The sequence below is a fragment of the Porphyromonas loveana genome, assembly GCF_003096695.1.
Classification (GTDB): Bacteria; Bacteroidota; Bacteroidia; order Bacteroidales; family Porphyromonadaceae; genus Porphyromonas; species Porphyromonas loveana.
On record NZ_QEKY01000006.1, the window covers coordinates 79,863 to 102,712 of the forward strand.

Sequence of the window (22,850 nt, forward strand, 5' to 3'; positions counted from 1 at the left end):
CATTTTAGGTACCGAAAAAGTTTTCAACACCGAAGAGCCAGGCAGATTTATTTGGATTCGTTCCAAATAAACAGCCTTTTGATGGTCGCTCGGGCAGCAAAACGAGGTCGAAATCAGTCTTCCGAAAACGGATGGTAATAATTGGGGAGTTCGGATGCAACATTTATAGATATCACTTCCAATCTTTATAAAGATCGATTGTAAACTTTACGATATTAGAATACGAACTACGCTACTACCCATATTCTTTGCAGGGAGCGTTGATGGATCTTTATTGGGATGAAATACCCGAAGAGCTGAAACAAGAACTGCTCAAGCAAGTCGGAAAGTGAAAGAAATGGACAGGTATCAGATTCCGATCAGAAGCCGTAGATCAGCAGACCTGCCAAGCCGGCTATCAGAATCGTCACGATGGGATGGAGCCAACGGCGAACGGTGGCGAGAAATGCAAAGGCAAAAAGGAGGACGCTCCAAAGATCGACAAAGTTTTCTCGGACGATTACTTGGTCCAGGGTAAGCCCCTTTTCCGGCGTAGCCAGCAACACCGTAAGAAAAGCCGGATGAAACATAAGTAAGAGGGCAGCAGAAGCAATCAGCCCCACCGTGGCGGGGCGAATGACACGGAAAGCCGCATCGACATAAGCATTGCGACGGAAGCGGGCAAAGAAAGCGGAGAGGATGAGTACCAAAACGAAGGAGGGCAGGCTCACGGCTACCGTAGCGACAACCGATCCCCACACACTCCCCGTGACGGTGTAGCCGATATAGGTAGCACTATTGATCCCGATGGGGCCGGGGGTCATTTGGCTGATGGCAACAATGTCGGTAAATTCTTGAGCCGTTATCCAGCCGTATCGATGGACCACTTCGTCTTGGATAAGCGACAGCATGGCATACCCCCCACCGAAACCGAAAAGACCGATCTTGATATATACCCAGAATAGCTGCAAGAATATCATGAGACGTGAGAAAGGATGTTCAAGACCGCATCCTGCGGATACGATACTCAATGAAACGACTATAGAGGATACCTGCCACGGCAGCGCCCAACACAATCCAAATGGGAGAAACACCCATCAACCAAACAAGGATGGCAGAGAGGATGGGAATCCAAAGGGAAATGGGCTTCATCTTCATGGATCGCCACGTAGTAATGACCGGAGCTGCGATCATGGCAATAACGGCCGGACGAAGTCCGCGGAAGATGGCTGCCACATACTGATTGTCTTGAATCCGCGTAAAGAACATGGCAATGGCCAAAATAATCAGGAAAGAAGGCAGAATGGTACCGAGGGCGCAGACAGCTGCTCCGGCATAGCATTTGAGCCGATAGCCGACGAAGATAGAGATATTGACAGCGAAGATGCCAGGGAGTGACTGAGCAGCAGCAAAGATGTCGAGAAATTCCTCTTCAGTGAGCCAGTGGTGCTTGTCCACGATCTCCGCTTGGATCAGCGGCAGCATGGCATAGCCTCCGCCGAATGTAAATCCGCCGATACGGAAGAAGGTAAGGAAGAGGGTTGTATATGGATTCACAAACAAAAAAGGTGCGCCTTGGCATGACGCACCCCTATATTTTGAAATAATTACTTACGACGACGAACCGAGCGCGTAGCTGTTCTGGTAGCTTTGGACGACTTCTGTTCTTTGGGGGCTACTGCAGGCTGTGTACTATCTTCTTTCTGTCCACGAGTACGACTGGTGATATTCCTACCACTGCTTCTCTCGCGAGCCTTTGCCGTTTTCTTGTCCACTGTCTGCTGCATCCACGAGGAGTCTTGCATCACATAGAGTCCGTCACGGAACCCATGCAATTCTTTATCAATACGCTTGCTCTCCATCTTCATAGAGTCAGGCGTGGGACAGTATTCGGCCAATGCCCGATTGAGTAAATTCTCGGTCTTGACAATATCTCCTTTGTAGAGATTGAGACGGAAGAAGTCGTCAACCGTAGAGCTACGCGTATTATTGCGGTCGCTGAGCATCACACGCGCACGGGCGATGTAGGGACGAATGTTTTCGTAAGGGATCCAAAAGAGAGGCTGATTGCGCTCTTCGCCTATCTCATCACGACCTGTCATAATGGGACAAATGGCTTGGATCTTGACATCCACATCACTATTGGTAGGTGTGAAGTACCATTCCTCCTTCACATAATATGCTCTCACTTCGGCTGAGGGCACATCGCTATCGGCCACCCGGAAGAGCTCTACATTCTTATTGGTGCTGGGTTGATAATAGATGCCGAAGCGGTCGAGAAACTCTTGGAACTTGATCTTGTACTGATCAGTAAAGGACTCATACCCATCCAGATACTCATAGGCATCGAGCATATTGCGATTGAGCAGGCCGAATATCGTACTGAAAAGATTCTGACGATCGCCCACCGGTCGAGGGGGATAATAGAGGACTGCATTAGAGTCTTCCATAAGATCGACACGACGGTAGACCACTCGTTTCCATGGAGCATTGTCCGTGTTTTGGGTGAGACGGCGATTATACTCCTGTGCACGAGTAGAGAGAGAAGTCGTCTGCTGCGTCTCCGCATTGCGCGGGGCACGCCCCACTTGCGGAGAGCGGTTGGTCACGTTTTCCTGTGCAACGGAAGCAAGAACAGCCGCTGCCGAGAGGATCGTTCCTATGATTACATGAGAAATTTTCATAAACACCTATTAGTTCACAATTACTTCAATGGCCGGAATCCTGCGTTCGATACCATCAGGTCCGCGAGCAATCACTTCTGTGACGTAGAAGCGCTTGCCTCTGGCCAGATTTTGGATTTGTCGTTTTTGTCTCTCAGAGAAGGAAGCTCCATCAGAAACCTCGGGAATAGAATTACCCATGGAGTCGTAGAAGACGAGTTGGAACTTCAGGACGGTATAATTCACGTCAAGTAGATCATCATCCAATGCCGCTTTGATGCCACCGGCAGCGAGTATCTCACGCTTGCCCAATCGACCGCCTTTGAAACGCTTGGCATTGCCCTGCGCATCACGATACTCGATGTAAGGCAATGGATCGGGAAGAGCACGCACGCGCAGCGTCGTCTTAGCCATCTGGACAGTGCGACCTCCAGACTGAGCCGTAACAGAGATGACAGCTTCGCTTCCCACCTTGGTCGGGCGAGCAATCCAGAGATTGCCACGACGAGTGAGGGTACCATTGGTGATCGTAGCCGAAACATTCTGCTGAGCAACCCCCGGCACGGCGATACTGATGGGATTGTCTATACCTGCATAGAGCACATTCATCATTGTAGGAGCAACGGATGCCATCGGTTCTGTCACGAAGTACTCGCTTTCGAAGTCGCGACGAATCTTGGTTCCGTCATTGCCCTTCATCTCAATATATCCCTTGACAGGATAGGTGCCGGGTGCACCTGCCGTAGCAGTGAAGAGCCCCATGCTTTCGGGAGAGAGGAGCTTGCCGTTTACGAACACATCCGGTCGTTGCGTGGTGTCCACACTGGAGAGTACTATATTAGCCCTATACATATCTCCTGACATCACGATTTGACTTTGCGGGATCACCTGCGCTGTGATGCTATTGACACGGTAGTCTCCTACGTCCACACTCTTGACAAGATCGGAGAGGACTTCACCTTGCGCATAGCGCACATCACTTTGGAGCTTGGTGAGCAATGTTATAGCCGCAACGGCTGGCATATTTTCGAAGAGAGAACTCTCCCACGATTTTCCTTTGGATCCAGATTGGGTGCTGAGAGCTCCCTCGATGAGCTTGAGCTTGGCCTTGTCCGTCATGAGCGTGCCGGCCAACTCACGGAAGCTATTGACTTGCTTTCGCAAGGTACTCCCCTTGCCATTGATAGGATTGAGCATCACCACGGAAGAAGCTTCAAGATCATCCTTTCTCTTAATGTTATTTACATCCGCATTCTTACCGTCAGACTGACGAGCAATGGCGAGCTTGAGGTCATCAATAAAGCTACAGAGAGAATCGGCTTGCTTCTGCAAAACAAGACTGCGCTCATACCACATCTTCACTTTCTCAGGATTGGTGTGGTAAGCAGTACTGAGTTCGGAAAGCACCAGATTATTGCGCTTATCAGAGCCGTCAATGGACGAGGTGAGGCTCTTGTCCACTTTGTCAAAACCATCCAGCACCTCGCTCGACACGTTCAAAGCCATCATGGCGATGAACACGAGGTACATCAGGTTGATCATCTTCTGCCTATTGGCATTCCCATTAGAACCTATTCCCATAGCTTATAAGGGCGTAGAACCGGTCGTTGAAGAGGGGGTGGAACCAAAATTGCCGGGCATGCCGGGAAGACCTACATTGGATGTCAAGGCTTGCAGCAGACGTGCATATACCTCGTTGAGCTGAGAGAGCTGACGCGCCATGCGCTCGTTCTCGTTACGGAACGAAGAGCTGTCAACAACAGTACTGTCATACATATCTCGGATATGGGACAAGCCACGATTGATACGATCGATCGTTTCAATCTGAGAGCTGATGCTCTTCAACTGTATTTCGTAGATGGTATTCAGTCCGGTGATATTGCGGCTGAGGTTTTCCATCTGTTCTACGTATGACTGTGAGTTGATGCGCAGACCTTCTTGCTCTGCCTGCATCTGCTCATAACTTTCGGTCATAGCTGCGGCTGTACGGCCGATGCGTGCAAGTTGTTCGCCTGCCTCGGCGAGTTTATCGATTCCTTCGCTTAGACGCTGAATCTGCTCCTCAGGCAAGAGTCCGGCCAGTTGCGATTGGAACTGAGTAGTCGGCTGTGCCGGTTGTTCCTGTGCGCGCACTCCACCAGCATATGCGGCAGTACGAGCGGTAATGTTTCCCACTCTGGTTGCTGCCTCCTCTGCTTTTCGCTGGAGATATTCGCGGCGTTGCTCCATCTCTTCGCGATCCATCGGATTGTTGGAATCAAGCTCAGGAAATACATCTTCCCAACGGTATTCCATCGTCGGCTTTTCGAACCCTGAGATAAAGAATACCAAAAATTCGGTTACCATCCCGATGAACAACATTTCGTTACCCATCGGCAAGTGAAGCAACTTAAAGAGAGCTCCTAAGATCACAATAGCGGCGCCCCAACTATAAACGATATTGAGAAGTCGGCGACCTCGGTTACTGGCCAAAAACATCTCAAGGAGGTTCTTGTATCTTCTATAATGATTCATGACGATTGTTTTTCTTGTTTGAAAGTTGGGTTTATTTACTTCTGGTACTGCGACGAGAGCTTCTGGTCGCCTTTCCTGGTGAGAACGCGATAGAGGTGCGAACGCAACGGAATCCGACGTAAGAGCGTCCTACATTTTGGTACTCCTGCGTGCGAGTTGCCGAACGGATGAAACGGGCAACGTCCTTCCATGAGCCTCCACGTACAACTTTTTGTTTGAGAATGTACGGATCTGTAAGAGCAGCTTTGTATTCCAACTCAGGATTGATGTCGGACATCTGCTTGAGTCCCGATTCGGAGAAGGCTGTACTCGTCCACTCGGCAACGTTACCAGCCATATCATATAGTCCGAAATCATTGGGAGAGAAACTCGACACACGAGAAGGGATCAAGTGGCCATCGGCCGTATAGTCACCCTCGCCGGGTTTGAAGTTGCCGAGGAAACAGCCACGGCCGGTTCTTAGGTCTTCAGAACTCCATGGATACTTATTGTTAGAATCGCCCATACGCGCTGCATACTCCCACTCAGCTTCGGTCGGAAGGCGGAAGTCATCCATCACCTGTCCGGCAGGCAGGCGGACACCTTTCTTGAAGAACTCCGAACGCCATGCACAGAAAGCCTGTGCTTGCTCCCAAGAAATACCGACTACAGGATAGTCGTCATAACCCGGGTGGTTGAAGTACATACGAGTATAAATTTCGGTACGAGCATTGGGGAAGTCGTTTACCCAACAAGTCTCATCCGGATAGATCGGCACGATGTAGGTATTGAGGAAATCGTATTCGCTGCTTAACGGACGTGTGAGCGTCTCACTAATGATATTGCCACTATCATCTATATAGGCTGTATCCTTGGATATCATCACGACAGCATTAGGATCTACCGTTATATCCGTATTCAGATTACGTTTCGAGGCCTTGAGTTGATGCTCACGCATGGCTGCAGAACGATAGTCATAGACTTCGTAGCGATAGACCATCTGTTCCGGATCGAGTTTGCGCTCACGCGTTACTGGATTAGTATAATAAACGCTATTCATGGCCGCAATCTCTTCTTCCGAAGCGCGCCGTTCTGAAGGTAGAGGCTTATTCCAGTCGAGATACGGAGTCACAGGTTCACCAAAGCGATCTTCTGTAATCTTGTATTCTTCGTTCCCGCCGTATGCAGGATCGGCCAAACGTTCTCTAATGATGGAGTCTCTGACATAGTAAACAAACTGGCGGTACTGGGCATTGGTAATCTCTGTTCTATCCATCCAGAAAGCATCGACTGAGATAGAACGGGTTTCGGCAGGAACACCCCACAGGCTGTCTGCCTCCTTGTTACCCAATACAATACTGCCTCGCGGCACCTGTACCATCCCGAAGGGAGAAGGTTCGTTCCACGAAGTCAGCTTGGCACCTGTCAACTCTCCTCCGACAGCACGCTTAGAAGAACCACAAGAGGAAATAGCCAAAGCCCCAAACAGCAAAAAGCCTGCAAGAGCGAAAATCCTTTTCTTTCTACACATACATTATTTATATATCTGCTTCATTACTGTCTCTGGTCCGATATAGCAACTCGGCTCAGAGAAAACGAATGCTTTTATATTTTGCATCTCGATTCTTGGCAGGACTGAGGGGGAAGGAATAGCTCACTAATAATTCGTGGCTCCCCCATGAAGCCTTTGCCAATGCCGAAGTAGGCCATTCAAAGGCATATCCGGCATAAAGTTTGCCTAATTGCATCCCCAGATGTACTCCCACGGCTTGTGTAGGGCGGTACATCAACGAAACAAAAAAGCGATTATCATACGACATCCCCATCGTTACATCCAAACGAGAACTATAGCCGTCTGTAGCAGCAAAGATAGAAGGATGCCATGCAAATAACGAGAAATCGGAACGTATATTGTATCCGGCAAGGAGATAATAATGCCTTGGCAGATCCAAAATGTATTGTTCCGTGAGAGGAATGGCCGGAGCAGTCAAACGAGTGGAACTAAATCCGACATACAAATTCTTGCGCTGATAATACACTCCTGCAGCAGCATCAAACGACTTGCCGTTCACTTTCGTCAAAGGAATAGCAGGATCGTTTTCAGTCTCCAATACTACTCCCGTGCCATCAAAAGCAGTATTGACAAATCCCGCCTGTATAGCCACAGACAAGTCTCCTCCAAATAGCTTTTGCTTGAAGGCATACTGCCCCATCAATTCGTTCACGGAGAAAAGTCCCACCGTTTGGGTCACGACACGTACACCCACCCCATGCTCGCGATCCATAAAACGAATCGGCGCATCAGCAAGGAGTACAAAGCTCTTCGCACTTCCGGGCATCCCCTCCCATTGCCTATTGTGCAGAGCTGTGATGAAGACATCCTTACGCATGCCGGCATAGGCGGGATTGTAATAGCTATATGCTCGGTCGTACTGAGCCAACAACAGATCGTTTTGAGCTACAAGATCCTGTGCTCCTATGATTAACAATAGGAGGGCAACAAGAGTGTAATAGTGTTTAACCAAGACCTGCTTCACGGAGGTAAAACGAAGCCCCGTGTGCAATTATTGCACATACGGGGCGCATTCGTCAAACTAAGAGTCCAAAATTTCTAATACTCTTCTTCGTTAAAGAAAAAGTCTTCGTTGCTCGGATAGTCCGGCCAGATATCTTCGATGGATTCATAAATTTCGCCTTCATCCTCCATCTCCTGCAAGTTCTCGATAACTTCAAGCGGAGCTCCCGAACGTTGCGCGTAGTCGATCAACTCATCCTTACTTGCAGGCCAAGGAGCATCTTCCAGCTTAGAGGCTAATTCTAATGTCCAGTACATAATAGTAGTCAGCTTTTTTGTCCTATTGATTCTTATTCTTTTGCTTTATACAGGAGGTTTTCAGCCTACCTTTTTGCTAAAATATGCGCAAAAATAGAAGAATTCTCTGATTAACAAGCATTCTCAGGCCAAAAGCCTTTATTGAAATCGCTCTGATTCGACCCAAAAAGAAAGAGCTGTCTCACCCTATTCGGTGCGACAGCTCTCTCGTATCGGACTATTGAGATATAGTACTTAGTTGCGGTGTTCGCGGTTGTCTCTACGCTCGCCACGTCCGCCCTCACGACCGCCTTCGCGTCGCTCACGACGTTCTCTCGGCTGTGTTTCTACGTAACCTTCCGGTTTGGGAAGGAGCGCCTTGCGGCTGAGCTTGAACTTACCGGTCTTAGGATCTACATCCAGAAGCTTAACTTCGATGGCTTCACCCTCTTTCAAGTTGGTCTCTTCGATCGTTTCGAAGCGCTTCCAATCTACCTCTGAGATGTGCAAGAGACCTTCCTTTCCCGGGAGAAACTCTACGAAGCAACCGTATGGCATCACGCTCGTGATCTTACCAGGATAGGTCTCTCCTACCTCAGGCATAGCAACGATACCCTTGATCATACCGATAGCAGCATCGATACAAGCCTTGTTCGTACCGCTGATTTCGATAATGCCCATACCATCCACTTCTTCGATATTGACCGTGGCACCACTCTTCTCTTGGATACCTTGGATGATCTTTCCACCCGGACCAATAACAGCTCCGATGAATTCCTTGCCGATACGCATCTTCTCAATACGCGGTGCATGAGGCTTGAGGTCGTCTCTTGTCTCCGGCTGAGCCTCCAACATCTTGCCAAGGATGTGCAGACGTCCCTGCTTAGCTTGTTCCAAAGCATTCTCCAAGATTTCATAGCTCAGACCATCCACCTTGATATCCATCTGGGTAGCGGTGATACCATCCTTGGTTCCTGTTACCTTGAAGTCCATATCGCCCAAGTGGTCCTCATCCCCCAAGATATCTGACAGGATGGCGTAGTTCTTGCCCTTGTTTTCAGAGATCAAACCCATGGCAATACCCGAAACCGGTTTACGAATCGCTACACCGGCATCACGAAGAGCTAATGTTCCGGCACATACTGTGGCCATGGAAGAAGAACCGTTCGATTCCAAGATATCGCTGATGATACGCACTACATAAGGATAGTCAGCCGGCATTACGCGCTTGAGCGCACGGTGAGCCAAATTGCCGTGACCGATCTCACGACGTCCTACACCTCTCTGCGGACGAGCCTCGCCAGTTGAGAAAGGAGGGAAGTTATAGTGGAGGAGGAATCGCTCTTTGGAATAGTTGAGCACATCGTCTACAAGCTTTTCGTCACTCTTGGTTCCGAGCGTAACAGTCGTGAGCGACTGCGTTTCACCACGCGTAAATATCGCAGAACCATGAGGGCCGGGCAGACAGTCTGTCTCGATCCAGATCGGACGCACCTCCGTCGTTTTACGACCATCGAGACGTTTGCCTTCGTCGAGGATAGCACGGCGCATGGCTTCCTTCTCCACATCGTGGTAGTAGCGACCGATCATTTCGGCTTTCTCTGCCAACTCTTCTTCGGAGTATTGAGTCTTAAATTCTTCTACAATCTGAGCAAAAGCTTCACCACGTTCGTGCTTGCCAGTACCACTTGTAGCCACGGCATAAGCCTTGGCATAGCACTCATCGTGCACTTTCTTGCGCAGGTCATCATCGTTCACCTCGTGGCAGTATTCGCGCTTCGTCAGCTTACCTACAGCCTCGGACAGCTCCAGCTGAGCACGACACTGTACTTTGATTGCTTCATGCGCTACGCGGATACCTTCGAGCATATCGGCTTCCTGCACTTCGTCCATTTCTCCTTCGACCATCATGATGTTATCGATCGTGGCACCCACCATAAGGTCGATGTCGGCCGAAGCAAGCTGTTCGAAAGTAGGATTGACGATGAATTTGCCATCCACGCGTGCTACACGCACCTCACTAATAGGACCGTTGAACGGTATATCGGATACGGCGAGCGCAGCCGAGGCAGCCAAACCGGCCAATGCATCGGGCATATCTTCACCATCGGAAGAGAACAGGATCACATTCACAAAGACCTCGGCATGATAGTCGTCCGGGAAGAGAGGACGCAATGCACGGTCCACGAGACGACAAGTCAGGATCTCATAATCCGAAGCCTTGCCTTCGCGGCGGGTAAACCCTCCGGGGAATCGGCCTATGGCAGAATACTTCTCTTTGTACTCCACCTGAAGAGGCATGAAGTCGCAGCCGGGGTTAGCATCTTTGGCTGCACAAACTGTGGCGAGCAACACCGTATTGCCCATCGTGACTGTAACGGCACCGTCGGCCTGCTTGGCCAGTTTGCCGGTCTCGATCTTGATGGAACGGCCGTCCCCCAAATCGATAGTCTTACTTACTACATTAAGCATAAGTCTTTAGTTTCTTATATAACTCTATTGTATCGGTCGCAAAAGTACACAAAAGGGATAGATAATTAACAGAAATACAAGCGAATAATTACCTATTCTACCTCATCTTATATAAAAATGGAGGTGCAGAACTGCCACACCTCCCCTACATATGCTATAAAGTATCTCTGTTAGTTATCGACCCGAGGCTCGGATCAGCGCACTTATCGCCTCGTTCAGCTCCTTACAATCGGCCGTCAAAGCCTCCACTGTCATCGGCATTCGATAACACCAATAGTGGTGCGAATCCTCCGGATGATTGATTTGTTCGCTCTCGGGTGGCACCATTCGTTGCAGATCGACAGAGAGAGCCATCCAATCCGACAGCGGGAAGATGGCCAACATAGAGGCAGCCTTGAGATGACGCATCAGTATGCGACGAGCCAAATCCGGAGTACAAACTTCGGGCGCGCTCCCCTCTTCTCCCAACACTTGCGTATAATAACGTTGGCGCAATGCCTCATTCTGCTGCCACCACAAACGCATAGGCGGCATATCGTGGGTAGACGTTGTGCAGACGGAGCAATAGGGTTGTCGCTCCATGTCGGCGAAGTCTTGTCCCAAATTCTTGGGAGTTCTTTCCAGCACGAGGGACAAGAGTTGCAATTGCTCCATCACTTCCGGGACGGCAGGAGGGATCATTCCCAAATCCTCTGCACAGACCAGCATATCGGTCGAGGACAATAAAGGAATGAGATGCGAGAGAGCTGTCTCCTTCCAAAGCGCATCATTACGCTTGTAGAAGTAGTCCTCTGACATCCGTTGCCAAACCCTTTTCTCTTCGATATTGAGATGCGAATAGCGCAATGTGCGCTCAAACGAGATGCGGGGATGGAAGGAACCCGGCTTCTCCGGGTCGATCACAAAGCACACCTCCGTGGCCACGCGCATCAGTCCTGCGATGGTGTCGTTCCCGCCCGGGACTGAATCGGGATCTAATGCCAGGATATCGGTCTGATAAAAGCACTTCAGATCAAGGGTGAAATAATTCACACCGAAAGGACGGAGATAGCCGACAAGCACCTCTCCGGCATAGCGTCCGAAGACGCGCTGCAGGTCATCCGCATGGATGAGAGGGAGCGTGCAGAACTGTCGATCGAAGGGGAATCCGTATTCCTTGATCTCTTTCTCGGTGAGGGGCAAAGCCGGATTGAAATGCCCCAGCAGTCCGGATACTTGCTTCGTCGGCACCTCCCAAATACGGAAGAAACCCAGAATGTGATCAATGCGGAAAGCTTTGAAATAGGCTGCCATGCCTTCGAAACGCTTACGCCACCAAGCAAATCCATTCCGACTCATCACATCCCATCGATAAATGGGGAATCCCCAGTTCTGTCCCTCCTCGGCAAACTGATCGGGAGGAGCTCCTGCCGCGTGCTCCGTATCGAAGAGCGCTGGCTCCAACCACACCTCCGCACTATGGGAGCTGACTCCGATGGGGATGTCTCCTTTGAGAAGAATGCCTTTGTGCTCGGCATAGAGGGTAACGGCTTGGAGCTGTTCGTGCAGCAAGAACTGCACGAATCGGTAGTAGTTCATCTCGCTCTTGAGCTCGGGTGCAGCCGCCAAACGCTCTATCTGCGCTCGATCCCAAGTGTACTCCTGCCACAAATGCAGGGGCAGACCATCGTACTTGTCTCGCAAATAGCAGTAGGCCACATAAGAATCCAACCAGTCGGCAGACAAAGAAACGAACTGACGGAATGCTTTCTTACGCATCACGGCTGCCCCTTCCTGACGGTAGAGAGCATGCAGATACTCCTCTTTGAGAGCCAAGACAGCGGGATAATCCGTCTGTTCCCGCACGCTAAGCTCCTGCGCTCTTCGGATCAGCTCGTTCCACAAGGCCTCATCTTTGAGCCGAGGCAGTGCATCTATGTGTATATAGATCGGATGGAGCGCCATGACCGATACTATATTATAGGGATAGGAATCGCGGATTGTGCGAGTATAAGTGGTATCGTTGATGGGGAGGAGTTGCAGCATATGTTGGCGAGTTGCTGCTGCCCAGTCCACCATCTGATGCAGGGCACCGAAGTCGCCTATGCCCCAGTCATTCTCGCTACGCAATCCAAAGAGCGGAATCACCGTGCCGGCATAGCGTGGCATATAGTCCCCTTCCCGGAAGCAAAGCCCGGCCAAATAAACAGCGCCATAGGCCTCAGCTGATTCAAACCGATATATCCTATTAGCTCCTTCTTCCCATCGAATGTCCGAGAAGTCGTCCCTTCCTCTGATAAAAAACTTATACTCCAAGGTCGGAGGCAGCTCGTCCTTCTCCAACGTCACCGACCATTCGCCCTGCCCGAGATGGTGCATCACGCGTGCATCCTGCACCGACCATTCGCCCAATGCGAGGGCATTGCCCGTCATGTATATCTTGTCATCGGGATGGACGCAAGGTGCATATAGCTGCATTACCACCTTCACGCCTTCTTTCTTCGACTTGGGAGCACGATCCATTCGCCCCTCATGACGGAAAAATACATCGTAGAAAGCCGAGCTGTAGAAAGGGGCATTCTTCGGACGATCGATCCACCTGTCATCCATGAGCACCCGTTTATAGCTGTGATCCAAGACCAAGTGGTGCATCCGCTTCCACTCCTTGTGTACGAGTCTGCCCTCGGCGTCACGCACCAGATAGTAGTAAGCGATATCCTTGCGGCGGCCATCGACCGTCACTCGCCCTTCCCATCTGTCATCACTCGTGGCCGTCAGCTCCAAAGCCAGAGCCTCATCCCAGTTGCCCAGCTCGACAGAAGAACCGGATATGCAGAGACGTTGCCCCCACTCTGCTCTATAGTTGATCGAAAAAACTATCTCCATGTGCCTCCTCACATCGCCCTCATGCTACTATCCGCCCATACTACTTCATCTCCTCATAGGCATAGGCTGCAAAGGTGCCCAACCAATGATCGCCGCCATAGTTGCTGCGGAATATCTGCTGCATCCCCTGCTCGTAGTGCACGACTGCGGCCTCTCGCAATTGTCGCGCCACCGCACTATCGGCAGCAAATGACTTGGCAATGGCAGCCATACACCATGCTCGCGAAAAGGATAGCCCCACCAAATGGACGATGTGATAGTCGTTCAGATCCGACACGATAGGCGGGACACAAAGATGGGCCAAGCCTGCCGGTGTGAAAAACTGCCCGAACCACTCGGCGTATGCCTCGGCAGGCATCACTCTTCTCATCAGATCGGCCTCCATGAGAGAGGGCGAGAAGAAATCCGTCGGGTTCGGCTCCCAATCGGCGGGCACAGCCTTGTCGCGGGCATATATGTCCATCGCTTTCTGACGCAGCTGCTGCTCGAAGTCGCGCTCTCCCGTAGCGACAGCCCAGTCGAGAGCAAAGCTCATACCAAATGCCGAATTAGAATGCGTACCGATACGATCGGCATAGGTCATCTTGGGAAGGTAGGCTTTCCACCTCGCCACGATAGCCTCCGTGAGCGGAGCCATATCTCTGTGCCATCGGTCGGCCTGTGCAGCGAGCGAGGGAGCAGTCGCAGGATCAGTCGCGAGGCGTAACAGCTCCTCATCCAGCTTCAACAGCCAAGCCCAACCATAAGTACGCTCAAAGGAAGCCCCCCCGGGACGATCGAAATAGGCAGCTTCGGTTCTGAGCTTCTCTGCCGTGAACGAATGATCCAAAGCCGCCACTATACTGTCCCGTATGGCTATATCCGGAGCTTTGCGCAGCGTATGCACCAGCATCCAATGGCTGTGCACGCTACTATGCCAGTCGAACGATCCATAGAAAACAGGGTGTAGCTCCGAGGGCGTGAGTCGGGCATCGGCCTCGTCATTGATGACCTGACCGGTCTTGTTGGGGTATTCCACCCCTATACTTTTGAGAGGCATACGAGCCAAGCGCAACAGTGTAGCGACATCTTGCGCCCGACTCCCCATGGCAGAAGAGAGCAAGAGGAAGATGAGAACGGCAACTTTTTTCATAATTTGTCGGGGGATTTTTGCACACAAATGTACGGAATTGGGAGCGACGCAGCGTTGTCCCCGAATTTTTCGGGCAAGAAAACGAGAAAAACCTGCACCAAAATCGGCGAAAATTCGCGCCATTTTCATTTTGTTTTGGCGCAAGTTTTTTTCCGAAATGGCGCCAAAATGAAAAAGAAATGGCGCCATGTTTTTTGGCAGCTTATGTGAGAAAAAACTCAGGCCATAACCAAACAGATCCCATTATTCGCCGATCCCGATTCCTCCGCCACAAGAATTGTACTCCATCCTCCCCATCGGGCAAGAGCATCAGAAAGGGTAAAGAGCAAGGCGCTGAGGCGGAGAGTGAGGGAACGTACTTACGTACGCGACCGAAACCGACTGCCGAAAGCAACGCAGCTATTTGCCCTTTATCACACACCTACTATTCTTCGGGGACATATATAATCTCCCCACTCTCCAACTGATAAGCCACTCCCACACGTTTGCCTTTGGATCCGTCACCCTCGGACGACGTTTCGGACGGAGTGTATTTCTCCACCTTGTCACCTTTCTTGATCAAGATCTCCATCTGCTCCGTACCCGGATTTTTGACGATGGTGTAGTCTTCCTTGCTGAAAACCTCAGTCATATTGAACTTCGTTACCAATGCCACCATCAGCGCCACGGCAAACACCATGGCCACATCGAAGAGATTGGAGACGAGTGAGGAAGGATCGGGTTCTTCCTCATAGAAGCGTCTTCTGGGCATGGCTATCGAGAGAGTTTTTCGTTGATGTAATCGAGTCGGATGAGGTCGTTGCGATTATAGCCACGCATAACATGGACAGCCATATAACCGACAGCAGAGGCAAACATACCGAGCACCGTCGTGGCAAAAGCCACCTGCATATTATAAGCCATAGACCCGATGTCACCCGTCGAGAGACCTACAAGAGCAGGCCCCATCGGGATGAGCGTCCCCATGAGACCGAGTATGGGGCCGAACTTACTCAGGATCTTCGCCGTGCTAAGTCGCTGCTCTCCGAGGAGTTCATAGTGCCCGATGAGAAGATTGCGACGTGCAGGATCGGCATCAAGCACGGCAATGAGCGTGCGTTCGAATGGAGCATCCGGACGCAAAGCTGCCTGCGTGCGTAGTGCATCCAAGTCGAGGGTGGAACTATTCTCCACCAGCGGAGCGAAGGTTTCCTGACGACGACGATAGCTCTGCCACGTACCGAAGAGCGTCCCCAGCAGCAGGAGCGATTTGACGAAGAGATAAATCAATCCCGCGATAACGGGGACGAGCAGGCCGTTAGAGACCCAAAACATGAGATTAGAGAGGAGATTCATTCTGAATATCGCGTTAGCTAATTAGTTATTGGTTTGTTATTTATTCCTACGGATGCGTTGCCAGAGACGCGGCACGAGGTAACCCACAGTCGCACCACAGAGGACAATGAGAAGAAGCCAGAGCGTCTGCCACCAATCGGTGGATGTACTTACGTTCCTCACGGCAGAGTCAGGATGCAACACTCCGGCTGCCACGACAAAGACGAAGGTGCAAAGCGAAAGCAGAACCATCGGTTCGCGCAGGCTTCCGCGCTGCAAGCCGAGAACTTGCCACAAGCAGGGAGCCATGATGCTCAGGGCAGCGACGATGGCTGCCACAACCACAGAGACTGCCGCAAAGGAGTAGCCGGGCAGCACATAGAAGAGGCTTAGACGCAGATAGAAGAGCGTGGGGAAAAAGAGAAGTGGAGGCAGATGGCGTGTCCATGTGCGAAAACAACGAGTGGATGTGGGTTTATGAGTGCAGATGTAAACGACATAGAGGAGGTCGATCATGACTGCAAGAGATACATTCTGCAAAGCTTCTGCAGAGTAGAGCATCCCCTCCACCTCATCACGGCTCACATGCTGCGTGACGACATGCACGACAGTCAAGAAAAGGACGTAAGCGACTGCATGCAACACACGAACGAGGAGGGAACGGTGTATTCCCTCCTCGAACAGGTACTTGAGCGATGCCAGCAGGGCGATCGTTAGGAGTACTTCTCTCATTCTCTACCTTTTCTACGCTTGGCCACCAGGAAGATGATGAGGATAATGACCACAAGAGCCACCCCCACAGGCAGCAGATAAGACGTGGCAGAAGTGGTGTCGGAATCGGAAGAGAGCGTCTCTTTTTTCAGCCGTTGCCCTTTGGCTCCGTCTTTTACAGCTGCTTGGCGTGCTTCTGCCACCTTATTGTCATAGGATTGCTTCTGTGCGCCACTCAGTCGCTCGCCGATGAAAGCGCGGAGTTTGGCATTGTCACAGACAAATCCGCTACAGCCGGCTCCGGCCTCGGCCATAGAGGCTGCGTGCATCTCAGCGAGGGTGCGGAGCTGTTCGGGCGAAGCCTTCCAAAGCCCCTTACGGGCAGTCTCCATCATTACGGCGGTGAGCTCTTGGAGAGCAGCAGGATTTTGCGTGCGGAAGAACTCTTGTACACCCAATCCTTTCTCGTCACGGATATAGGTTGCATAGATGTCTTCCCACAGTTCCTTGTCGATGGCAGCTGGCTTCATGACGTTCCAGCCGTATGTATTACGGATGGTTTCGGCTATACCGTTAGCGGCATTGGCTCCTTCCTTGAGCTGTTCTTGTATATAGGTCGGATTGAGGATGGTCGTACGCGCTTCTACCCCGATGGCTTGCTTGAGCTCTTGGACACGGGTCTTATGCTTCGAACGGAGATCGTTGAAGTAGGCATCCGGATCTTTTCCCGTCACTTGACGTACAGTCAGCGACAGACCTCCCATAAACTCATACACATGGTCGAGACTGAGGGCTCCCCATGTATTGCTTTGGCGTGGCTGTACGACGACATCGACGTTCTGCAAGGCTGCTTCGAACATGCCTTGTTGAAAATCGCCCCAGCGGCCTTCCATTCCGTAGATAGCTCCCATGTTGTTGAGATAGGTATCCGCTATTTCTTTCTCTGTCTCCCAGCGGTCGCCACTTTCCACCATGCCTTGGATGCCGGTTCCATAGTTACCATTGACACCGCCAAACACACGTTGTGTGGCGAGCATGCGTGCGTCTGCGGGAGAAAGCCCCTTTTCAAGCAGTACTTTCTCGGCATCGACGGCTCCGCGCACGACTTCGTTGTCTCGTTCGGACTTCTGCGACGCGGCAAGGTCTACAGCCTTTTGGATGAGATAGAGACGCGAAGCGGCGAGATCGCGTAGCTGACCGGAGGTTTGCACAACGACGTCTATACGCTTGCGACCGAGCTCTTCGAGCGGGATGAGTCGGATGTCTTGGACACGCCCCATGCGGTCGCGCACCGGTTCGGTACCGAGCAGGTAAAGAATCTCAGCTATCGTGGCGCCTTCGCTCTCGATGAAGCTGCTACTCCAAAGGGTGAAGCTCACTTTGGAGGGGAGCTTACCATCGTGATTGCGGGCATAGTCGGCCAGCATGTCTTCGGCCAGTTTCTTTCCTTTCTCCCACGCAGCTGCAGAAGGCGTAGCCTCGGCGTTGATGGCAAAGAGGTTGCGTCCGGTTGGCAAAGTCTCCGGATTGGCGATAAAGTCTCCACCCGGTGTAGGCGATGTATAACCGCCGGCAAGGGCGTTCATCATTGCTTTCAGCTCAAGCTGCGGACTATTTCGCAACGACTCGTAGTAGTGAGGTATGCGTGCAATGGCGAGTTTGAGTTCATTGATGGTCACAGCCATCGCCTTATTTTCAGCAGAGATAGAGGCCTTGTCAGGAGCAGGCTTACCGCTCTGAGGACGCGTCGAGTGTATAGAGGGTGCAGCGGATTTTTCCATTCGGCCCGAGTGTGTAGCGGGCATCGAGTCGGCAGTAGCGTGCGCCTTACCTTCCGAAGCCTTTCTCTTGCTCGCCCCCATCGCACGCATAGCCGCCATGGCCGCAGAGTCGGGGCCGGAGCCACCTTCGGCTTTCATACGGGCAGCCATCGCTCGCATGGCAGCTATCTGAGAAGAGTCGGGTCCTTGACCGCCGGCTGCTCGCATCTGCTCGCCCATCTTGCGCATCATGGCCATCTCGGAAGAGGTGGGCATTCGACCGCCTGCAGCTGCCATCATCTGCTCATGCATCGACGCGCCTATGGCTGCTGCGGCATCAACCACTGCTGCAGATTGGGCGACTTCGGCCTGTGTCACGCTCAACATTCTGAGTGCAGCATCCACATCTACCGGACGACCACCCATATAGCGTTCGACAAGAGCTTGGGCAGGACGACGGTAATGAAGCGAGAAGAAACGCTCGCTGTCCTGTTGCTTCTGCGTGTATACCCCCCGCTCGCGATCCAATGCCGCCAATGCGTATGCAATGGGATCCGAGGCAATGAGGAGGACAGAGGAACGTATTTTCTCTTCCGGGAAAGGAATACCGGTCTTGTACATCCCTCCGGGGATTTTGCTCACGGCCAATTCTTCTGCAAAGTCAGAAAGAGAAGCGATCTGCTCACGTGTATAAGGCACGCTAAGAGCCGAATCCAACTTGAGATCACGGTGGTAACCACTACGCACTGCCAACGCTTTGATACGAAGAGCCAGGGCTGTATCGTCGGTCTCTTGCCCCAGATAACGATCGGTTAGGTTCAAGAATTCGCTCACCTGTCCCCTCATTCGTGTTTCGATAAAGGGGGGAGCAAGATAGGATACAGTAGCTGCATAGCTTCTACGCTTGGCTATCATGCCTTCGCCTACATTGGCGATGGTATAATAATAGATGTGAGGCAAGTCATTGACGAGACGATCGGTCCAATCTTCTGACGAAAGTGCGATTTGCTTACCGGGTATGAATTCCAGACTTCCATGCGTACCGAAGTGCATCAACACATCTGCTTTGAATGCTTTCTGCGTCCACAGATATGATGCTACATAGGAATAAGGGGGTACGGGATTGGACCCATGCACGGCTTTAAAGTCGTTGGTTCCTGTGCTTTGGATGGGCTGCGGGAGAAGGACTATGTTCCCAAATTGGACACGCGTCACGCCGATACCCTTCTTTCCTTGCCTCTCCATGGCAAAGTATTCGCCGGGGGCTTCCCCATATCGCTCGTGCAAAAGCTGGATTTGACGAGGCGTAAGCACTTCTTGCATCCACCGACTAAGATCATCAACCGGCACGAATGCAGGATAACCACTGCTGGCAAACTTTGCCAGATTGCCTTCGGCATAACTATTAAATATGGCCCCCTGCGTCATCATCATGCGGGCAAAGGTGGCTTCGTCCTGCGGTAGTCCGGTAAGATCATAGCCCTCGCTCTGCATATGACGGAGCGTATTATAAAGAGAAGGCAGTGTCTCTATACCTTGTGCTACGAGACTATTCTGCCCCGGTCCTTTGAAATAATAGATAGCCACACGCTTGTCTTTGTTCGGTTTACTCTTAAGAGCAATGTATTTATTAACCAAATTGGTGAAAACTTCCAACCGTCCGGGTATCGTCTTGAAGAGTTGCAATCCCGTTTTCTCGTCCTTTTCAAGCGCAACGAGAGCAAACGGCACCATGGCTCCGTCCAATTCGGGCGTAGAAACGCTCTGAGCGAGGAATCCGCCGATCATACCTTGCTGATTTTCTTCCCACTCTTCGCGCAAACTTCCGATAGTAAGCGGAGCAAGTACAGGTATATTTTGTTTACGCAACCAGGCCTCCGCTTCTGTAGAGCGCCCAGCAGCAAGACGACCATGAGGCATGTAAATCAAAATGTGCGGGTCGATGCTCTCTAAAAACTCAAGTCGCTTCGATCCGGCCGAGAAGGGAAAAACGTTGAGACCACTCTTCTCCAACGCAGCAACTATCTCGTCAATGTGTTCTCGATTGGAATTAAACGGATTGCCAAAACCGACCAAAAGAGCTACACGCGGAGCTCCTTCGCGATAACCATGCGAGCGATAATACTCCATATACTCGTCTTTGGATTCGAAGACATACTCGTCTGTTTTGCCGAAAAATAGATCGTTGGCATATTCGATGGGCGCGCCAATCTTACCTTCACGCAGGGGTTTTTCGAGAATCTCTTGACGCAAATAGTTGAAGCCGGACTTGTAGTTTTTAGCCCCGCCATAGCTAAAGTATCGGGAGAGGACTTCGGCCTTTGCGCTGTCAATGGAGCATAAATTGTTCTCCGGATTCGTAGCCATGAGAACGAGGTAAGGGATTTTCTTTTCGTCCAATCCGGTGATCTGTGCACGATCTTCCTCACTCCATTTAGCTCCCATGCCGAAGCACAGAACAGCATCGTACTTCTTCAGCGTCGAAAGATCATCGACGACATCGACACTTACATTTTTAGCATCGGCCGACAAGCTCATACGAGCAACCATGAATTGTGGGAAATTGACCAACGCCACACGCGAGGGCTGGGGACGCAGCAGCCAAAATGCTACGGCTATAGCCAATAGCACAACGACAACTATGGGGGTAATGAGTTTCTTTTTCATTGTCTAAGTGTATTTTCTATCGCTGTTATTTCCTTAGAATGTGACCCGAAGCATTCCATATAGGATGCGACCGGGTGAAATCGGTGAGTTGAAAACCAAAGCTTTGGGTTTGTAATCAAAGAGGTTCTCAGCCCCGATGTGGAGGGTATAGTGGCCAAAGAATTGATTCTCTACGTCGAGTCGGCTGATGGCATAGCCCGGATATTTCACCTCTTGGAAGAGTTCTTCGCTATCCAAGCGCGCAGTTTTAAGAACGGAAAGGAAGCGTGTGAAGAGATTGGCTGAAAGCTTGTAATCCTTCGTGAAGCGATGTCCATAAGTAAGTGCTGCCGTCGCCGCATGAGGACGAGTGTTGGAGAGCTTCATAGTGTCGCCCTCCTTGTCCGTTGCTTTGCGACGATCGTAAGTATAAGAGTACGAGGCGCGGAGAGCAAAACCGTAAGGAAGCGTCACATTAGCCTGTGCTTCGAATCCGAATATGCGCGTCACCCCGGCAACATTGGCGTAGACCAAATCAGTTCCTCGGTAAACAAAGTCGATTCTATTGCGCACATGATTGTAGAAAGCAGTGCCGACGAGTGTCAGTTTGTTCCAACGACCTTCTGCAGAATATGAGAGCATCCGACTCTTCTCGGGTTGAAGCTCGGGATTGCCATAGATGAAGAAAGCACCGTGATTAAAGAAGAAGAATAGCTCTTGGAGCGAGGGGGCACGGTATCCCTCTCCATAAGAAAGGCGATGTGCCACACCTCCGGTCTTGTACATAGCCGACAAGCGAGACGTATAGTGCGAGCCATAACCAGAATGCTTGTCCAAACGTCCTCCATAGCTGAGCATAAAGCGAGGAGTAACCTTATAGATATACTGTCCGTATAGAATCTTATTATCCACAGACTTCTCCCCCGGGTCGGTCGGAGAAGAGAGCCGAGGAGAAGCAACCAAGTCATGAATGTACTCAGCACCGATGTTGACGATGTGTACATCGGAGAGATTTAGATTGTACTGAGCACGCAAGTGATGCATATCTTCGTCGAAAATGGAGCGTTTCTTCTTGTCGGGAGTCTGGATGAGACAAGTGTCACGCTGGTATTTGTCGTAGTGATACGAAATCTCCACATCCGAAGACGGACTGATCTGCCACTTACTGCCCGCCTTGATATCGTATGAATTATAGAGGAAGTCTATCTTATCCGTCCAATGCTGGGTGCGCAGATTGACAAGCCCGCCAAGGTGGAAGGAAAGCTTATCCGTGGGAGTGAAGACAAATTTCTGATTGACATTCCATGTCGTATTGCCTGCCACATTAAGTTCTTGTTCGAACTGATCGGCCAGCGTATAACCGGCATCGGTACGATACTGGGCACTCGTTTGACTGGCTATCATTCCCCGTTTGACGCCTGCTGACACATCATACTTCTGTCCTGCGCGGGAATCCAAACGAGCAGAAGCCGACACATGTAGCGGACTTTTGGCCGAACGCGTGATGATATTGATCACTCCGCCGATGGCATTAGAGCCGTAGAGAGCTGAAGATGCTCCACGCAAGACTTCAATACGTTCGATATCGTCCGGATTGATGCGTTCGAAATCAATTCCACTGGTCGAACCCGTCGTGATCAGCTCTCCATCGACGAGGAAAAGCATAGAGCTTTCGTCAAATCCCTGCGCATTGAATTGGTCACGTGAACCATGCTTTGTAAATTCGACTCCGGGCAGGATATACTGCAATATATCGGCAAAAGAAGATGGCGCGATGGCCTTGATATCTTTCGCCTTGAACACTTTGGTGGGTACTGGTACATCCTTGAGTAACCGCGTAGTACGACTGCCTGTCACCACCACGTCGTCTAAGTCTATTCGCTCCGATATAATCGTGTCCGAAGGATGAATCGGAGGATTCACGGCATGGGCACATACCCCCATACCAAAGAAAAGCAGGCCGGTGAGGGCCTGCTTAATAATTACACTCTTCATTTCCCTCT

At 51.0% G+C, this 22,850-nt stretch carries 17 protein-coding genes; 1 reads left to right on the forward strand and 16 read right to left on the reverse strand.

Annotation, left to right across the window (positions count from 1 at the left end; all coding sequences use genetic code 11):
* The first annotated feature begins 248 nt into the window (after window positions 1-248).
* Window positions 249-332 carry a hypothetical protein gene (locus C7382_RS10290; protein WP_116679127.1) on the forward strand — a complete coding sequence of 28 codons (84 nt, stop codon included), beginning with the start codon at window positions 249-251 and terminating at the stop codon, window positions 330-332.
* Between the two features lie 27 nt (window positions 333-359).
* On the opposite strand, the gene C7382_RS04530 is transcribed toward C7382_RS10290, so the two are convergent.
* The 16 genes from C7382_RS04530 to hmuR form a co-directional block, all read right to left on the reverse strand.
* The gene (locus C7382_RS04530; RefSeq protein WP_116679128.1) at window positions 360-959 is read right to left on the reverse strand and encodes a chromate transporter; all 600 of its coding nucleotides are present in this window, start codon (window positions 957-959) and stop codon (window positions 360-362) included.
* 19 nt (window positions 960-978) lie between these two features.
* Window positions 979-1,536: a chromate transporter gene (locus C7382_RS04535; protein WP_116679187.1), complete on the reverse strand. Its 558-nt coding sequence runs from the start codon at window positions 1,534-1,536 to the stop codon at window positions 979-981.
* 50 nt (window positions 1,537-1,586) lie between these two features.
* Complete coding sequence (porN, locus tag C7382_RS04540) at window positions 1,587-2,663, reverse strand: type IX secretion system ring subunit PorN/GldN (protein ID WP_116679129.1); 1,077 nt, start codon at window positions 2,661-2,663, stop codon at window positions 1,587-1,589.
* A 9-nt stretch (window positions 2,664-2,672) separates the two neighbouring features.
* Window positions 2,673-4,223, reverse strand: a complete 1,551-nt coding sequence (gene porM / locus C7382_RS04545) for a type IX secretion system motor protein PorM/GldM (protein WP_116679130.1) — start codon at window positions 4,221-4,223, stop codon at window positions 2,673-2,675.
* A gap of 3 nt (window positions 4,224-4,226) precedes the next feature.
* Window positions 4,227-5,156: a type IX secretion system motor protein PorL/GldL gene (gene porL / locus C7382_RS04550; protein WP_116679131.1), complete on the reverse strand. Its 930-nt coding sequence runs from the start codon at window positions 5,154-5,156 to the stop codon at window positions 4,227-4,229.
* Window positions 5,157-5,187: 31 nt separating this feature from the next.
* The gene (gene porK, locus C7382_RS04555; RefSeq protein ID WP_116679132.1) at window positions 5,188-6,666 is read right to left on the reverse strand and encodes a T9SS ring complex lipoprotein PorK/GldK; all 1,479 of its coding nucleotides are present in this window, start codon (window positions 6,664-6,666) and stop codon (window positions 5,188-5,190) included.
* Between the two features lie 55 nt (window positions 6,667-6,721).
* On the reverse strand, window positions 6,722-7,660 hold the full coding sequence (gene porP / locus C7382_RS04560) for a type IX secretion system membrane protein PorP (protein ID WP_116679188.1): 939 nt from the start codon (window positions 7,658-7,660) through the stop codon (window positions 6,722-6,724).
* Between the two features lie 86 nt (window positions 7,661-7,746).
* Complete coding sequence (locus tag C7382_RS04565; RefSeq protein ID WP_116679133.1) at window positions 7,747-7,968, reverse strand: DUF2795 domain-containing protein; 222 nt, start codon at window positions 7,966-7,968, stop codon at window positions 7,747-7,749.
* 234 nt (window positions 7,969-8,202) lie between these two features.
* Window positions 8,203-10,419 carry a polyribonucleotide nucleotidyltransferase gene (locus C7382_RS04570; protein WP_116679134.1) on the reverse strand — a complete coding sequence of 739 codons (2,217 nt, stop codon included), beginning with the start codon at window positions 10,417-10,419 and terminating at the stop codon, window positions 8,203-8,205.
* 174 nt (window positions 10,420-10,593) lie between these two features.
* Complete coding sequence (locus C7382_RS04575; protein WP_116679135.1) at window positions 10,594-13,284, reverse strand: 4-alpha-glucanotransferase; 2,691 nt, start codon at window positions 13,282-13,284, stop codon at window positions 10,594-10,596.
* Between the two features lie 40 nt (window positions 13,285-13,324).
* A complete protein-coding gene (locus tag C7382_RS04580; RefSeq protein WP_116679136.1) occupies window positions 13,325-14,416 on the reverse strand; it encodes a DUF2891 domain-containing protein in 1,092 nt (363 codons plus the stop codon).
* 424 nt (window positions 14,417-14,840) lie between these two features.
* The gene (locus C7382_RS04590) at window positions 14,841-15,167 is read right to left on the reverse strand and encodes a DUF2149 domain-containing protein (protein ID WP_116679138.1); all 327 of its coding nucleotides are present in this window, start codon (window positions 15,165-15,167) and stop codon (window positions 14,841-14,843) included.
* Between the two features lie 2 nt (window positions 15,168-15,169).
* Entirely contained in the window at window positions 15,170-15,751 is a 582-nt protein-coding gene (locus C7382_RS04595) for a MotA/TolQ/ExbB proton channel family protein (RefSeq protein WP_116679139.1), read from the reverse strand.
* Window positions 15,752-15,787: 36 nt separating this feature from the next.
* The gene (locus tag C7382_RS04600) at window positions 15,788-16,462 is read right to left on the reverse strand and encodes a hypothetical protein (RefSeq protein ID WP_116679140.1); all 675 of its coding nucleotides are present in this window, start codon (window positions 16,460-16,462) and stop codon (window positions 15,788-15,790) included.
* Window positions 16,459-20,868 (reverse strand): cobaltochelatase subunit CobN, encoded by a 4,410-nt coding sequence (locus tag C7382_RS04605; protein ID WP_116679141.1) that lies wholly within the window; start codon window positions 20,866-20,868, stop codon window positions 16,459-16,461. Before C7382_RS04605 ends, C7382_RS04600 begins: the two co-directional genes overlap by 4 nt.
* A gap of 33 nt (window positions 20,869-20,901) precedes the next feature.
* Window positions 20,902-22,842, reverse strand: coding sequence for a TonB-dependent outer-membrane receptor HmuR (hmuR, locus tag C7382_RS04610; RefSeq protein WP_116679142.1), 1,941 nt, complete (start codon window positions 22,840-22,842; stop codon window positions 20,902-20,904).
* Between the last annotated feature and the right edge of the window lie 8 nt (window positions 22,843-22,850).